The 15,766-nt window shown below is 64.7% G+C and carries 9 protein-coding genes; 7 read left to right on the forward strand and 2 right to left on the reverse strand.

Translation table 11 applies throughout. The annotated features are described in order from the left end of the window. Nucleotide 1: 1 nt before the first annotated feature. Together ABQF30_RS27910 and ABQF30_RS27915 are read left to right on the forward strand one after the other, a co-directional pair. On the forward strand, nucleotides 2-760 hold the full coding sequence (locus ABQF30_RS27910) for an ABC transporter ATP-binding protein (protein WP_448469984.1): 759 nt from the start codon (nucleotides 2-4) through the stop codon (nucleotides 758-760). 27 nt (nucleotides 761-787) lie between these two features. Then, complete coding sequence (locus tag ABQF30_RS27915) at nucleotides 788-1,756, forward strand: ABC transporter substrate-binding protein (RefSeq protein WP_448469986.1); 969 nt, start codon at nucleotides 788-790, stop codon at nucleotides 1,754-1,756. 11 nt (nucleotides 1,757-1,767) lie between these two features. Here ABQF30_RS27915 and ABQF30_RS27920 read toward each other — a convergent pair whose 3' ends face one another. Next, on the reverse strand, nucleotides 1,768-5,934 hold the full coding sequence (locus tag ABQF30_RS27920) for an nSTAND1 domain-containing NTPase (RefSeq protein ID WP_448469988.1): 4,167 nt from the start codon (nucleotides 5,932-5,934) through the stop codon (nucleotides 1,768-1,770). A 436-nt stretch (nucleotides 5,935-6,370) separates the two neighbouring features. Here ABQF30_RS27920 and ABQF30_RS27925 point away from each other — a divergent pair, with 436 nt between their 5' ends. Next, nucleotides 6,371-8,776 (forward strand): hypothetical protein, encoded by a 2,406-nt coding sequence (locus ABQF30_RS27925; protein ID WP_448469990.1) that lies wholly within the window; start codon nucleotides 6,371-6,373, stop codon nucleotides 8,774-8,776. A gap of 85 nt (nucleotides 8,777-8,861) precedes the next feature. Here ABQF30_RS27925 and ABQF30_RS27930 read toward each other — a convergent pair whose 3' ends face one another. Beyond that, complete coding sequence (locus ABQF30_RS27930) at nucleotides 8,862-12,029, reverse strand: ATP-binding protein (protein WP_448470088.1); 3,168 nt, start codon at nucleotides 12,027-12,029, stop codon at nucleotides 8,862-8,864. Nucleotides 12,030-12,166: 137 nt separating this feature from the next. Here ABQF30_RS27930 and ABQF30_RS27935 point away from each other — a divergent pair, with 137 nt between their 5' ends. From ABQF30_RS27935 to ABQF30_RS27950, 4 genes are all read left to right on the forward strand, one after another. Next, entirely contained in the window at nucleotides 12,167-12,712 is a 546-nt protein-coding gene (locus ABQF30_RS27935) for a hypothetical protein (protein WP_448469992.1), read from the forward strand. 45 nt (nucleotides 12,713-12,757) lie between these two features. After that, nucleotides 12,758-13,381, forward strand: a complete 624-nt coding sequence (locus ABQF30_RS27940) for a TIGR03085 family metal-binding protein (RefSeq protein ID WP_448469994.1) — start codon at nucleotides 12,758-12,760, stop codon at nucleotides 13,379-13,381. A gap of 108 nt (nucleotides 13,382-13,489) precedes the next feature. Next, nucleotides 13,490-14,740: an HNH endonuclease signature motif containing protein gene (locus tag ABQF30_RS27945; RefSeq protein WP_448469996.1), complete on the forward strand. Its 1,251-nt coding sequence runs from the start codon at nucleotides 13,490-13,492 to the stop codon at nucleotides 14,738-14,740. 76 nt (nucleotides 14,741-14,816) lie between these two features. Next, nucleotides 14,817-15,749, forward strand: a complete 933-nt coding sequence (locus ABQF30_RS27950; RefSeq protein WP_448469997.1) for an LLM class F420-dependent oxidoreductase — start codon at nucleotides 14,817-14,819, stop codon at nucleotides 15,747-15,749. Nucleotides 15,750-15,766 lie beyond the last annotated feature (17 nt).

Here is a 15,766-nt window from a genome sequence, read left to right on the forward strand (position 1 = left end):
CATGGCCATTCACACCAACGATCTGGTCGTACAGTTCCCGGGTAAGCAAGAACCAACTCTCAAGGGCATCTCCCTGACCATCCCCGACGGATCTTTCACGGTACTCGTCGGCGCTTCGGGAAGCGGCAAATCGACGCTGCTGCACTGCCTGGCGGGCCTCATCACCCCGACATCGGGCATCGTGACCGACAACGGGGAAACCGTCACCGCGCCGCATCCCCGCCGGGGCGTCGCATTTCAGCGCGACGTGCTCTTCCCCTGGATGAGCGTCGCCGACAACATCGAATTCGCGTTGACGGCCCGACATTTGGCCAAAAGTCAGCGGCAGGCGAGGATTGCAGAACTGCTCGATCTCGTCGGGCTCCGCAACGAAGTAGGCCGCCAACGCCCCACCGAACTGTCCGGTGGCATGCGTCAACGGGTGAGCATTGCCCGCGTCCTGGCCGGCGAACCGACCGTGATGCTGATGGATGAACCGTTCGCGGCGCTTGACGCACTCACCCGCCTGCGGATGCAGGACCTGCTGATCGACCTGTGGACCCGGCTCAATCGCACGATCGTGTTCGTCACGCATGACATCGACGAGGCGATACGTCTTGGTGACACCGTCAGCGTGCTGCGGGACGGGCAGATCGTCGACCACATCACCAACCCGCTGAGCCGACCGCGACCGGCTGATGCACTTGCGGATCAGCTCGGCTACAGCGACATTCGCAAAACCCTGCACCACGAACTCGGCATCGACCACGCCGTGCACTGACCCCGCTCACAAAGGACCAACACCATCGTGAAGACATCTCTTCGGCGGTTTCTTACCGCCGCCCTGACCGCTGTGGCGCTCACCGGGTCGATCACCGCGTGCACGGATTCCGGTACCGGAAACCCTGACGAACTGACGGTCGGATTCGTCGTCGATCCCTCCTGGGCGCAAATCCCGGTGGCCGCCGATACGGGCTTGTTCACCAAGCACGGCGTCAACGTCAAAGTCGTGAACTTCTCGTCCGGGGTCGAAGCCTTACAGGCCGCAGCAGCCGGTCAGGTCGACATCACCACTGCCGCAGACGTACCGACGTCGGCCGCCCTCACCCGGACGCCGACCCTGCGGGTCGTCGGAGACGGCTCACGCTGGGAAGGTTCGCGAATCATCGCCCGACGTAGCGCCGGTATCAACACCATTGCCGATCTCGCGGGCAAGTCGATCGGCACCCCGCTCGGCACCAGCGCCGCCTACTACATCTCAAATGCTCTGGCGCAAAGCAACATCGAAGCCCAGCTGATCCAGGTCGCACCGTCGGCCATGGTTACCGCGGCAACACAACGCAACGTCGACGCGGTGTCCATCTTCCAGCCCTACCAAGCCCAGACAATCCAGGCACTCAACAGCGATGCCGTCGAACTGACCGGCGGCACGTACAACCAGCACAGCCTCTTCCTCGCCACCCAGACTGCGATCACGGCGAAGGGGAAAGCCATCACCGGGTTCTTCGCCGCCCTCAACGACGCCGGAGCCGAACTGTCCCAGCAGAGCGGCGCCGCGGTCGACGCCGTCGCCAAGGCCACCCAGCTGGACCCAGCGCTCCTGCGCACCGTACTCGAAGAGTTCGACTTCACGCTCCAACTGAATCCAGACCTCGCCACCAAGCTGACCGAGCTCGGGGAGTGGGCCAAGACGCAGAAGTCCATCGAACCGTCGACTCAGTTGCCGGACTACGCCACGTTCCTCGACAACCAGTTCCTGGAGAAGCCGGTGTCCTAGGCAGACCTTCTCTACATCTCTGGCGCAGTGGGAAGGTCTGGGCATACCTCGACATAGTCGATGTCGGGTGACACCGACTCGCTCCATTGTTCGCGGCTCATATTGTTCGTGAGCTTGTCGCACAGATCTGATGCCCTCGCCACCCCCGGCCAGACCCGCAGGGTGCCGTCGGTGCTGCCGGACACGATGCGCGTGCCGTCCGGGCTGAACGCGACACTCTCCACCACGTCAGTGTGTCCGATCAGCGGATCGACCACGGGCTCACCCGATTCGGCATCCCACACCCGCACCGTCTGGTCGACGCCGGCCGATACGATCCGCGTCCCGTCCGGACTGAATGCCACGCTCGTCACATCGCCGGTATGCCCGGTCAGCGGATCACCGACAGGCTCGCCGCTATCGGCGTCCCACACCCGCAGCGTTTGATCAGCGCTACCAGACACGATCCGTGTTCCATCAGGACTGAATGCCACGCTGTCCACCACGTAGGCGTGGCCCGCAAGCGGGTCGCCCACAGGGTCACCAGAATTGGCGTCCCACACCCGCACTGTCTGGTCGTAGCCGCCCGACACGATCCGCGTGCCATCCGGGCTGAACGCCACACTCGTCACCGTGCCGGTGTGCCCCGTGAGCGGATCACCAACGGGCCGTCCGGTGCCCGCATCCCACACCCGCACAGTGTGGTCGTAGCCGCCCGAGACGATCCGCGTGCCATCCGGGCTGAACGCGACACTCTTGACCGCGCCGGTATGTCCTGCCAACGGATCACCCACCGGCTCACCGCTGCCCGCATCCCAGACGCGCACCGTCTCGTGGCCACCTGACACGATCCGCGACCCGTCCGGGCTGAAGGCCACACTCTCCACACCGTCGTGCTCCATTGGGGCACCCACCGGTTGTCGGCTGTCCACATCCCACATCCGCACCGTGCTGTCGCCGCCGCCTGAAACAATGCGCGACCCATCAGGACTGAACGCCGCACTCATCACAGCGCCGGCGTGCCCGGTCAATGGATCGTAGGGATCCCAAACTCGGACCGTCTGGTCGCTGCTGCCAGATTCGATGCGCGCCCCGTCCGGACTGAACCCGACACCCGTCACCCAGTCCGTGTGCCCGGTCAGCGGAGCACCCACCGGCTGACCGGAATTGGCGTCCCACACCCGCACCGTCTGGTCCCGGCTGCCCGACACGATCCGCGTGCCATCGGGGCTGAACGCCACACCCGTCACCCAGTCGGCGTGCCCGGTCAGCGGAACACCCACCGGCTGACCGGAATTGGCATCCCACACCCGCACACTCTGGTCGGCACTGCCCGACACGATGCGCGACCCGTCCGGGCTGAACGCCACACTTTGTACGTCGCCGGTGTGCCCGACCATCGCAGCACCCACCGGTTGCCCGGTGTTGGCATCCCACAACCGAACCGTGTGGTCACCGCCGCCGCCTGACACGATGCGCGATCCATCCGAGCTGAACGCCACGCTCACCGCCCAGGGGGTGTGCCCAGTCAGTGGAGCACCTACCGGTTGCCCGCTATCGGCATCCCACGCCCGCACTGTCCCGTCCCGGCCGGCCGATGCGATGCGCGTGCCATCGGGGCTGAACGCCGCTGTCACCACCACGTCGGTATGCCCTGTCAACGGATCACCCACCGGCGCACCTGAATTGGCATCCCACACCCGCACCGTCTGGTCGGCGCCGCTCGACACGATGCGCGATCCATCCGGGCTGAACGCCACACTCCACACCTCGCCGGTGTGCCCGGTCAACCGAACACCCACCGGCTGACCGGTACCGGAATCCCATATTTGGATGGTTCCCTCGCGGGTCGCGGTGGCGAACCGTTGGAGTCCTGAAGCTACGCCGACCACCGGCGCCGAACCTGCGATGACCTTGTGCAGGTCCACGTTCTTGACAACGGCGCTGTAGAGCGCGCTGGATGCCGGCGACGCGGCGATCGAGTCGGCGGCCGTCAACAGCTGGAAGCCCCGTACATCACCGCCGGGACGGGTGCGCGCGAACGCCCCCTGCGCGTCCGAGACCAGCCGCGCACTGGTGGCCTCGAAGAACCGATTCTGGGCCTGGCTGCGGGCATTCCGGGCTTGGCCGAAGGCCACCAGGGCGACGACGGCCACCACCGCGGTTAGCACTGCTATCGCCGCCGTGATCCGGGAGCGCTTGCGCAGCGTCGCGCTGTGAGCTTCTGCGGTGGCCTGCCGTTCTTGGGCATTCCGCAGTTCGGCTTGCCGGTGTTCTTCCTCGGCACGGATACGTTCGTTCTCGGCTTGCCGGGATTCGGCGAGATAAAGCCGGACAGGGCTAAGCCGTTGCGCGAAAGCATGTGTACCTATCAGGCTTTCAGCATCTGCGAGCCGGGTTCCGGTCAGCAGCCATGCCGGGTCTTGGCGGTTGGTGCGCCATGCGCTTTCCGCACGTTCCAGCTCATCGGCGATCTTGAGGTTGTCGCGTTGATCGTGCAACCAGCCGGCAAGTTCCTCCCACCGCCGCAGCAGGCTTTCCAGTGCTACCTCCACCACCACCTGCCCGTCGCGGTGGTCTTTCACCATCAGCCGCTTGGCAACCATCTGGTCAATCAGCGGGCGACTCTGTTCGGGCAACTCGTCCCACTTGGCCACGCGCCGCATCGGCTGATCGTTGTCGGGGTTGATGGTGGCCAGCCATGGGACGAAAGCCGCATGCAGACAATCGAGTTGGCGTTGGCGTTCGGTGGGATCGGCAGACAGGATCTCGTCGATCTCGGTCTGCACCACTTGGTGCATGCCGCCCATCGCCTCGTACTGCTCGGTGGTCAGCTCGCCGCTAGACCCGTAATCTGCGTAGAGCCGGGCCAGCGTCAGTGACAGCATCGGCAACGTGTCTGCGCCTTCGGCGGCGTCAACCAGCAAGCGCTGCACCAGATCCGGGGCCACCTCGAGCCTATGGCCGCCTTCGGTGGCGCGCTGCGCCGGACCCGTGATGATTTCCTTGAACTGGGTCGGCGGCATAGGTTTGAGGTCGTCGAACACCCGGGTCTCGATGCCGGCCAATTCCGGGTGGGTCTGCATCACTTCATAGCGATCGGTGCGGATGGTCGCCGCCGTGATCAATCCCAGGCCGGTGCCATCCTGTTTGTCCGTCAGGGAGTTGATCAATGCGAGAAGCTGCGGCCCCTGCGCTCCGGCGTCTGCAGAGAACAACTCCTCGGCCTGGTCCAACGGCAGAATCAGCGTTGGCGGATCCGGCTTTTCGTCGCCGCCATCAGCAGCGGGCAGCCGGGCGGCCGCGGCCTGCTGAATCTCGACCAAGAGGTCGCGCACCCGTCCCACATCGCCGGTGCACGCCGTCTTGATCTCGCCGAGGCTGGGCTGGGAGAGCCCCAATTTCTCTCTGGTACTGCGAATAGCCACCGCGAGCCCGGTGTCACCGGTAAGCGCTTGGCGGCCCGGACGCACGGTGCCCAACAGCACGAAGCGGCGATCCTCGCGGGCCAGCCGGGGCAACAGGCCCGCGCGCAGAAACGACGACTTGCCCGCGCCCGACGGACCCAGAACCACGAACAGCGACCGAACGCCGGTCAATCGCATCCCGCGCAGCTCATCGAGCGCGCGCACGATGGCGGCGTCGCGACCGAAAAACACTGCGGCATCGACTGGCTCAAACGGTTGCCACCCACGGTACGGCGCGCGGTCCGGATCGCCGGGCGGCGGCCAGACGAACGACAGCGCACTGATGCCCGCGCCCCGGATCGCATCCCGTAACCGGTACAACCCGTCGGTGGCGAATTCCACCGGCGGACCGCCATCAAGTTCGATCTTCGTTTTCGCGCCGTCGCCGAACAGGTCGCAGCGCTGCCACTCGGCAGTGAGGCCGTCACCGGCCGAGGGTTCCAGCCGCGCGCACAGTATCTGCTTGTTCAGATTCTCCGCGACGCGGTATTCCACCCGACACTCGTGCGAAGCCTCCCAATTGGCCGAGAGCAGGCAAATCACGGCCTCACAGCGGGCGGTCGCGCGCTGCAGCGCGTCCTTCCACCGCTGCCCCGGCTGCAACCCGACCTCGGGATCCACGTCTACGAAGATCTCGTTGGCCAAGGCCGGCTCCTGGTTGACGAGCCACTGCTTAAGCGCCACCGCTTGACGCAGATCCAAACTAGAATGACTCAAAAAGAGACGCGACAACGACCCACTCCCCTGTACTTCCCGATCCCACGTCGGCCGCAGGTGCCCACCTGGCCAGGCGTTACCCGACCCATGGGCAACACGAAGGCTCATGCTATCGAGCCATCGCTATCGGTGGGCGGTTGCCGTTGCTGGTGACGTGAGAGTTACCGCTGCGCAACGCACTCCAGTTGGTTAGCTGTTCACCTTGCTGTACTCACGCCGGGCAGCGCCATCGTCGTCGTTTGTCCCAACGTGACCGGTCGCGAGGATTAGCTGCACCGAATGTCAATCTACTTCCGGTGCACCCCAACCAATTTCGATGCGGTGGTCACTTTTGTAGGTGCATAGCCCACATACTCCCTGTGTTACCGTCGCGACGGCAGTTCAGCCGGAGTCGCCCCGAGGAGAAATACGCCGAATGCGCGCCGCGGTCACGCCGATTCGGATAGCGCTCATGGCGTCGTCAGTCGTGGTGGTCGTGCTGGTCGCCGCGCTGGCGGTCCGGGCGAATGTCCCATCGGTGGCGGCGAAGGTGCCGGGCTGGCCCGACTGGTACGGGAAGCCGGGGTCGGCCGCCTCCATCCTGATCGCCATCACGGCCCTGGTTGTCGTGTGCCTGCTGTTTCTTCGTTCGCAGCGGGTGCGTCGCGCCGGGGCGCCGGTCGCGGTCGTCGCCGGACTCGTCGTGGTGAGCGTGACCCTCGGCATGGCGTCCTACTGGCGCTGTCACGACGACCGCGAAAACCCGTTCTTCTTCACCGCTTTGATGTGGACGGCTTCGCTGATCAAAGGCAACATCGGCGACCCGTCGGTCAACGGTGCACGTTGCCCGGTCCCCGCTCCTGTATCGCTGGACGTGGCACGGTTGACCGCATTGGGCGTGCTGTTCATCACCGTGCTGGGCGTGGTGGCGGCACTTTTCCGGGACCGACTCGACCGGCTGCGGGTGATGCTGGCGCCCTCGGTGACCGTTGTGGTGGGCGTGGACGACGATGCCCAGTCGATGGTGCGTGCCATCACCAGCGACAAGCGGGGCTTCGGCACAGTGGTGATCGTCACCGCCAACCCAGACAGACCCTGCGTGCAAGAACCACGCAGCAAAGGCGCTCGGGTCGTCACCGTGGACTTCGATCGTCCGGAGACCTGGACATCATTGTCCTTCTGGCACAAGATGAACCGGCTCTATCTGCTTTCGCCCGACGCGTCGACCAATCTGGTGCGCCTCAACCTGATCAAGCACCGCGTCGATCTCGCGGGCGGGTCTGGCGACAGGCATGGTCGACACGTCCCCCTGATCGTGCGCATCGACGACCCCTGGCAGGCTGAGGCGTGGCGCGCCCAGCAGATGGGCGCCGATGACAGCTGGGCGCCCGACGCAGTGGGCAAATACGAAGTGACGGCGGGTCGATTGCTCGACCGAATCATCGAGGAAGACAAGGTTTCTCAGTTAATCATCTGTGGAACATCGCAACTGACGCTGGCGCTGTGTGCGGACATGGCGCAGCGACGACTTGAGTACGAGTACTACCCGGGCGACGCCGAGCCACCGAAGCTCATCCTGGTCGGCGAACACTCTGCGGAGTACAAACACGACCACGAATACCACCGCAAGCAACTCGGGCTCCAGCCCGAACGACTTGTCGTGGAGGCTATCCCGCAGGCTCCCACCGTTCCATTCCTCAAATCGCTGCTCACAGACAACCGCGGGGTAGTGCAGACGGCGACTGCCGTCGTTCTGGTCGACAGCGATCCCGTCGGAGGCTCGTCGATGGATTCCTCGACCGGCACCCGCCTGGCTGCCCAGCTTCCTACCGTTCCCATATACGCCTGGGATCCAAAGTCCTATGACTGGGGCGGTGGTGCGCGGCTCACCGGCGACGAGACCGAAACAGAAATGTTTCTTGTAGGCCGGCTCCACACCTTCGGGTTGTCCATGGATCTGCCCAAGGGCCAAGCGCAGGACGCCTGGGAACGCGCGGCGCGCCTGATCCACAGCCGCTACGCCGCGACGGTTCAAACGCCCAGCGCCTCGTCGGTGCCCTGGGACAGACTCGATCCGTTCTACCAGGGCTCCAACCGCCGGCTGGTGCTGAACACACTATGGATCGTCAGGACATACGGCGGCCACACCTGGGACACCTGGGGCAGCGCGACCGAATCCGCCACCCCTTCGCGCTTCGCCGATTTGCCACCGATCAAACAGCTGGAGGCACTGGGATTCACAGCGCAGGCGGCGATGACGATGGCCGAACAGGAGCACACCAGCTGGTACGAGTACTACGTCAATGCCGGCTGGCGTCCGGGGGAAACGCGTGATGACGCCCGAAAGATCCATCCCCGGCTGATGTCGTGGCACGATCCGCGAGCCAAGGACGCGGTGCATGGTGCGACCTTGCGAAGCTTGGCGAACACGCTTGTCGCACTTCGCCAACTCGGCTACAGGTCACGTCCGAAGTGGCAGCGGTTCGACCGCACCGGCACAGTCACTGCCCGGCAGCGTCACGAGCCGTGGACGTGGATCTCCCACACCGGTGACACCATGCGTGCCGAAGCCGGCGATTGGGAGGTATCCGACGGCAACGGCACGACGTGGTCGGTGAAGAAGGAGCGATTCGCCGACAGCTACGAGCGCGTCGACGAGAACGGTCAGTGGCGGCGAACCGGAAATGTCCTGGCCCGCTTGGCTGTGGCCGGCGAGATCGTCGACACGCTCGAGGGGCCCGAACGAGCCCAGGCAGGCGACTGGATCGTGAAGGGCGAACGCGGGGAGCTATGGCCGGTACCGCCGGCGGATTTCGCGAAGAACTACCGCGGCCCGTTCTTGCGCGAGCAGACGCAGAGTCGCACGTTCAGCGCCTGAAATATGCGAGTCTGCGTCTGCTCGGCGATACCTGCGATCTTCAGCCAGTTCCTACTGACCGGCTAGGAAATGACAGGCGCCGTCGTCAGAGTTGTCCAGCCATGGATTGTGCCTGCGCCATATGGCCTTCGAAGCCGCACGCCTCTGCCATCGCGCGGTATCGACGCACGCAATCACGGGCGACATCCTGATCACCCTCAGCCTTGGCCGTCATCGCACCCAACCTCAACAGCGGCAGTTCGTGCATGACGTAACCCGAAGTGGTTGGTACCGCTGCCAACCGCTCAATCGCCCGCCGCGCTGCGGCGACGTCGGCGTCTGTACTTCGCTGCAGCAGTGCTTCGACCAGCACGCACGTGGCGGCACCCCGAGAAATCATTGCACCGGTGTCGAACTGCTCGTCCACGAGCAACCCGGCTGTGGCGATAGCGTAGTCAAGATCACCCGTTCTGGCCTTGTGCGCGGCGATCTCGATATCGGCGAACCGTCGAAGTCCATCAGAGAGATGCGCCAAGGCCTCGTGCACCTCTTCGAGCACGCGCACTCCGGCGTCTCGCTGTTCAGCTGATTGGTAGATCAACGTCATGCCGCGAATAAGGCCTACCAGTGCGACTGCCGTGTCGCTGCGAGACTGCGCACCAATCTGGAGCCACTCCGCTGTCAAGTCCATATCCCGGGAATCTGGCACAACGGCGCCGTTCTGTGTCCCGGCCACATACTTGTAAAGCGCGGAGTTGCAACGAGTTTGAATGTCGAACGGAAGCCCCAGTCTGATGCCATCATCCAGATCAGTTCGCCAGCCGGCGCGCCCGGAGCACATTTTCGCCGTACCCCGCAACGCCACCGCCCACGCCAGCGGAGACGCCACCATGATGTTGCCCATTGCGGCGTCACCGTTAGCCAGATCAATGACCCGCTGGGCGAACTGGTGACACTCTGTTATCTCGCCGGCTTCGAACTTCGCTTGTGCAGCAGCGCAAAGTAGGCCCACCGTCATCGCTGGATCACCAATCGACTCGACGAGTGTCACGAAGTCGGAGGCCAGCCTAGCTGCCTCCCGATGGTGCGAAGTGAACGCGAGCGTTGTGAGATAGCCCGCCGTGCCAATCGCCAATGATGTCTTGTCACCTGCCGCACCAGTGAGCTCGTTCAGTTCGTCGAAGCCGGTGTCGGTCGGCCCGCCACCGATCCGGAATGCGGTCGCACAGATCAGGGTTCGGGGGGCGATCTGCATGGCGAGCCGATTGGGGATGTCGGCGGGTAAGAGATCGGCGACCGCACGAGCCCGCTGCCAGCTCATCCACGCTGCGGTGGGATGACGGTAGTTCAACCAAGATCCGGCTCGCATATGCCAGTCGTAGGCTTCGCGGTACTCGCCGGCGGCCTCCCAATGAGCGGCAATCATTGCCGCGTTCTCATCGACGGCCTCCGGATTATTGGTTTCCATGGCGGTGGCCAGTCGCCGATGCAGATCGGAGCGGCTTGATTTCAGTTGGGATTCGTAGGCGACTTTCTGGATGAGTGGGTGTCGGAACGCATACTTGATGCGTGACGACGTCGCCAGTTGGTCGATCAATTCGGCCTGTATCAAAGCTGTCACGTCCACCTCTGACGTCAGCTTGTCGAGAAGTTCGGTGTCGAAGCGCGCTCCGATTACGGCCGCGGCGTGCAGCGTCCGCTTTGAACCCGGAGCAAGTCGGTCAATGCGGGCTCCGATCGTTGCCTGCAACGTCGCTGGCACCTCAATATTGCTCACCTCTCGGCTGCAGATATAAGCGCCTGGGCCACCCTCCAGCTCACCCCTCTCGGCCAGATCGCGCACAATCTCTTCAGCGAAGAAGGGAATGCCGGCTGCTCGGTCAGCGACCATCCTCGACAGCCGACTGACCGACGGATCGGTGCCGAGCAGATCGTCGATCAACTCGGCAAGATATGAATCCTGAAGAGGCGCAAGAACAATATGATCAGCGCCGGCCAGCGTCGACAACGCACCATGGTACTCAGGACGGTACGTGACAAGCATCGTTGCAGACGTCCCGGGAAGCCCCGAAGCAAAGTCAGCAAGCATCGACTCACTGGCCTCATCGATCCAATGCGCATCTTCAATCACGTACAACGCGGGTTGGTCTCGGGCCAGCGATACGGTCTTGAGGGCGTCGACGATGCGTCGGCGTCGGGCATCTGGGCTGACATCGGGTACATGGGTCAGCGGATCGCGAATGGCGAGTAGATCGTGGAGCAGCAGCGTGTCGTCGTCCGCTGCATTGGCGAGCCTCTCCTGCATCCGCGCCCGCGCGATGTCGGGGGCTAACCCACCGATATCGAACATTGAGCGCAACAGCCGTGCAACGACTTTGAATACGATTGTCTGCGTGTGGGATTCGCAGTATGTCGAGAACACGCCGAACTCGCGATCGACTGCCGCGCCAGTTGCTTCGTTGACCAAGCGGGTCTTTCCCACACCCGGCGGACCCGCCACGGTGATAGCTGATCCCTTGTAGTAGACGGATCGATCGAGAACGCCGGCGATCCGCTTCGTCTCAGAATCTCTTCCGACAAGTCGAGTTTGATGAGGGCCGCTGAGTCTTTCTGGCGCAACGGATAGCAGCCGACGAGCTGGCACTGCACTGTCAGAGCCCTTGATGTACACCAACTCCAGCTCACCTAACGCGAAGTCGTTCGCGACGAGGCGGGCGGTGGACTCGCTCAGCATCACGCCCGCCGGCGGCGCAACAGACTCCATCCGCTGAGCGAGACCAACGTGTTGCCCGATCGCGGTGTAGGCAATCGGACCCGCACCGAGATCGCCTGCAACCACCATGCCCGAGTTGAGACCCACCCGAAGCTGCAGCGCAACTCCGTCATGACTGGCCACCTCTGCAGCGAGACTGCGCGTTTGCGTCTGGAGGTCCAGCGCCGCCAAACATGCCCGCCGAGCGTGATCCTCTAACGCTCTGGGTGCACCGAACAATGCCATGATGCCGTCGCCGGTGAATTGGTTCAGCGTGCCGCCATATCTACGTACCACCACCGCAGATCGACTCACCAGGTCGGTCATCAATTCATGCAAGCGTTCTGGACCCAAATCGACAGCGAGATCCATCGACCGCACCACGTCGGCGAACAACACAGTTACCTGCTTGTACTCAGCCGTCTCCGCCACCGCCAGCGACGCCCCACAGGCGTCACAGAAGCGGGCCTGCTGCCGCGCCTCCGTCCCACATCGCTGACACTTCGACGGTCCCGTCCTCATAAGCCTCACCGCCAAAGTTCCGCTCACCGGTAACCACCTCAAAGTCTCCGCATTGTCACGGCATGGCGTGCCACTTTGCTCGAATCGCGCGCGTCACTGCAATAACTTCCGCCACACGCTGAGTAGCCTTGACCCCGATGAAAGGGTGGCTACTCCTGGGATGCCTGCTGACCGCGGGCGTCGTGTTGACCGGCTGCCGATCCGATATCGAGGGTTCACCCGTCACCAGCCCACAGTCCCCGACCGAGCCGAGCTTCCCGACCGCCCGCCCGACGCGGTCCAGCCCCGCTCCACCGCCCAGCACGACCGTCGCGGCGCCGCCGAGCGCCAAGCCCCCGGCCGGAGCCACCCCGCTGGATCCGGAGAACGGGTACGTCTTCATCCAGACCAAATCCGGCAAGACCCGCTGCCAGCTGTCCAAACAGGACGTCGGCTGCGAGTCGGACTTCACGAACGCACCCGACATCGACGGATCGCCGGCCAACGGGGTGAGGGTCAGCGCTGACGGTGAAATGCAATGGGTGCTCGGGAATCTCGGCGCCATCCCGGCCGTGACGCTCGACTACCGCACGTACACCGCGGTGGGCTGGACCATCGAGGCCAGCAGCGAGGGCACCCGCTTCACCAACGACAGCAGCGGCCACGGAATGGTCATCGCTGTCGAGGGGGTCGAAACCTTCTAGAGTTGAGGCTATGACTTCAAGCGAGGAGCCGGAGGCGGATCGCGCATGTCAATAGCCCAGCGGGAACGTGCCGCACTCGTCGAATCCATGCGCGCCGCCGGCCCGGACGCCCCCACCCTCTGCGAAGGCTGGACGACCCGTGATCTGGCCGCCCACCTGGTGGTCCGGGAGCGCCGGCTGGATGCCGCACCTGGCATCATGGTGCCGCAGCTGGCCGGCTACACCGCCAAGGTCCAGCAGCAGGTGACCGACTCCACCGACTGGTCCACGCTGGTAGACCGCATCGCCGCGGGGCCACCCCTGTACTCGCCGTTCAAACTGCTGGACCCTCTGGTCAACGTCGCGGAGATGTTCATCCACAACGAGGACGTCCGCCGCGCGCAACCAGGCTGGGAGCCAAGGGTTCTCGACAACGCCACAGTGAACGCACTGACCCGGCAGGTCGCAACGATGGCGCGCATGGCGATGGGAAAGTCCCCGGCGCGGGTGAAGCTGACCGCGCCCGACGGCAAGACCCTGGCCACCGTCGGGAACGGTCCAGAGGTGACGGTCACCGGGGCGCCTGGGGAACTGCTGATGTTCGCCGCCGGCCGCGAGCAAGCCCAGGTGACATTCGCCGGTGACGACGACGCCGTCGCCGCGCTGCGCTCTGCGCGACGGGGGCTCTAGAGATCGCCGACTTGGCGCACGAATTGGATTCGCGGTAGTCACAGCGGGTTGACCTGTCGGATCGCGGCGGCACCCAAACTTGTCGTACCCCCCTGCGACAATCAGGTTATGTCATCGGCCGCAGCCTCTTTCCCCACTGAGGCGTGCCCCAATCAACGTTTGGAGACGTTGTTCGACGAGATCTCGGAGTTGTGCGGTCAGCGCAACGCGATCGACGCTCGCATCGTGGAGATCGTCGCCGAAATGGAACGCGACGAGCTGTGCGGCTCCACCGGCGCCCGCTCGATCCCCGCATTGGTGGCCTGGAAAACCGGCGTCACACCGCGCAACGCCGAGACCGTCGTCGCGGTCGCGCGTCGGCTCGAGGAATTCCCCCACTGCGCGCAAGGCATGCGGGAGGGCCGACTGTCGCTCGATCAGGTCGGCGTCATCGCGCAGCGCGCCGCCGATGGATCCGATGAGCACTACGCCGAACTGGCCGCCGTGGCCACCGTCACCCAACTGCGCACCGCAGTCAAGCTGGAACCACGCCCCGAACCCGAACCGAAACCCGAACCGCAGCGGTCGTTCACCCGAACCGAGGGCGACGGCTACACCACCTACACAATCCGGCTACCACGAGTGGAGGCGGCGAAATTCGATGCCGCCCACGCATCGCACCGGGACGCCCAGATCGCCGACTGGAACCGCGATCACCAGGCGGGTGACCCGGCAACAGAGCAGGCGCCCCCGTTCCCCGACACCGTCGATGCGTTCATGAGCCTCATCGAAGCCGGCTGGGACACCGACGTGGCCCGGCGCCCCCACGGCCAACACACCACCGTCGTCATGCACCTCGACATCGACAAGCACACCGCCGCACTGCATCTGGGTCCGCTGCTGACCGACGACGACCGCCAATACCTGAGCTGCGATGCCACCTGCGAGGTCTGGTTCCAACGCCACGGCCAAGTGATCGGATCAGGACGGACCACCCGAACCGTCAACCGCCGGCTGCGTCGCGCCCTCGAGCATCGCGACCGCTGCTGCGCGGTACCCGGCTGCGCCGCCACCCGCGGTCTACACGCCCACCACATCGTGCACTGGGAGGACGGCGGTCTCACCGAACTCGACAACCTCGTACTGGTGTGCCCCTACCACCACCGGGCACACCATCGCGGAGTCATCACCATCACCGGACCCGCCCACCACCTCGTCGTCGCCGACCATGCCGGGCGGCCACTGAGCGGCGGATCGCTGGCACGTCCACCGACCACACTCCCACCTGCAGTCGCGCCCTATCCCGGACCCACCGGCGAACGCGCCCAATGGTGGTGGTACCAGCCCTTCCAACCGCAGGCACCACCGACCAACAACTAGGTGGCTCGCGGAAGCAGGCCGATACCGGGCGAGGGATCGACGCGCGGGGTTTGCGATCGCCGATAGGCTGGCATGCGTGGATTTCCGTGTATTCGTCGAACCCCAGCAAGGTGCTACTTACTCCGATCAGCTCGCGGTTGCCCGCGCAGCTGAAGCCCTCGGCTACTCGGCCTTCTTCAGGTCTGACCACTATGTGGCGATGAGCGGTGACGGCCTGCCCGGGCCCACTGATTCATGGGTCACGCTGGCCGGGATCGCACGCGAGACCACGACGGTCCGGCTCGGGACAATGGTCACCTCCGCCACCTTCCGCCATCCAGGACCGCTGGCCATCTCCGTGGCTCAAGTCGACGAAATGAGCAGTGGCCGTGTCGAATTAGGCCTCGGCGCCGGGTGGTTCGAGGAGGAGCACCAGGCTTACGCGATCCCGTTCCCGCCGCTGGGCGAACGCTTCGACCGGCTCACCGAACAGCTGCGCATACTCACCGGCCTGTGGACCACACCCGTCGGCGAGACCTTCAACCATGACGGCCAGCACTACACCGTCGCGAACTCCCCCGCGCTCCCCAAGCCCGCGCAGACGCCGCATCCGCCGATCATCATCGGCGGGATGGGCGCAAAGCGGACCCCGGCACTGGCGGGCGAATTCGCCGCCGAGTTCAACGTGCCGTTCGTGCCCCTGGACACCGTCAAGACCCAGTTCGAGCGCGTGGCCGCCGCGGTCGCCGACGCCGGCCGCCCCGCCGACTCGATGACGTACTCGGCCGCGTTCGTGGTGTGCGCGGGCCGCGACGAAGCAGGCATCGCCAAACGCGCCGCCGCCATCAACCGCGAGGTGGACGAACTCCGCAGCAATTCACCGCTGGTCGGGACGCCCGCGGAGATCGTCGACAAGCTGGGCCCGTTCATCGAGGCCGGCGTCGAGCGCGTCTACCTGCAACTGCTCGATATGGGCGATCTGGACCACTTGGAGATATTCGCCACCGAGGTCGTGCGTCAGCTGAGCTGAGCTGAGCGGAGCTGAGC

Source organism: Mycolicibacterium sp. XJ870 (assembly GCF_053483975.1).

Bases quoted from the DNA above. Each gene is read 5' to 3' on its own strand.
- ABQF30_RS27910 (WP_448469984.1), top strand. From the start codon at position 2: ATGGCCATTCACACCAACGATCTGGTCGTACAGTTCCCGGGTAAGCAA.
- ABQF30_RS27925 (WP_448469990.1), top strand. From the start codon at position 6,371: ATGGCGTCGTCAGTCGTGGTGGTCGTGCTGGTCGCCGCGCTGGCGGTC.
- ABQF30_RS27930 (WP_448470088.1), bottom strand. From the start codon at position 12,029: ATGAGGACGGGACCGTCGAAGTGTCAGCGATGTGGGACGGAGGCGCGG.
- ABQF30_RS27935 (WP_448469992.1), top strand. From the start codon at position 12,167: ATGAAAGGGTGGCTACTCCTGGGATGCCTGCTGACCGCGGGCGTCGTG.
- ABQF30_RS27940 (WP_448469994.1), top strand. From the start codon at position 12,758: ATGTCAATAGCCCAGCGGGAACGTGCCGCACTCGTCGAATCCATGCGC.
- ABQF30_RS27945 (WP_448469996.1), top strand. From the start codon at position 13,490: ATGTCATCGGCCGCAGCCTCTTTCCCCACTGAGGCGTGCCCCAATCAA.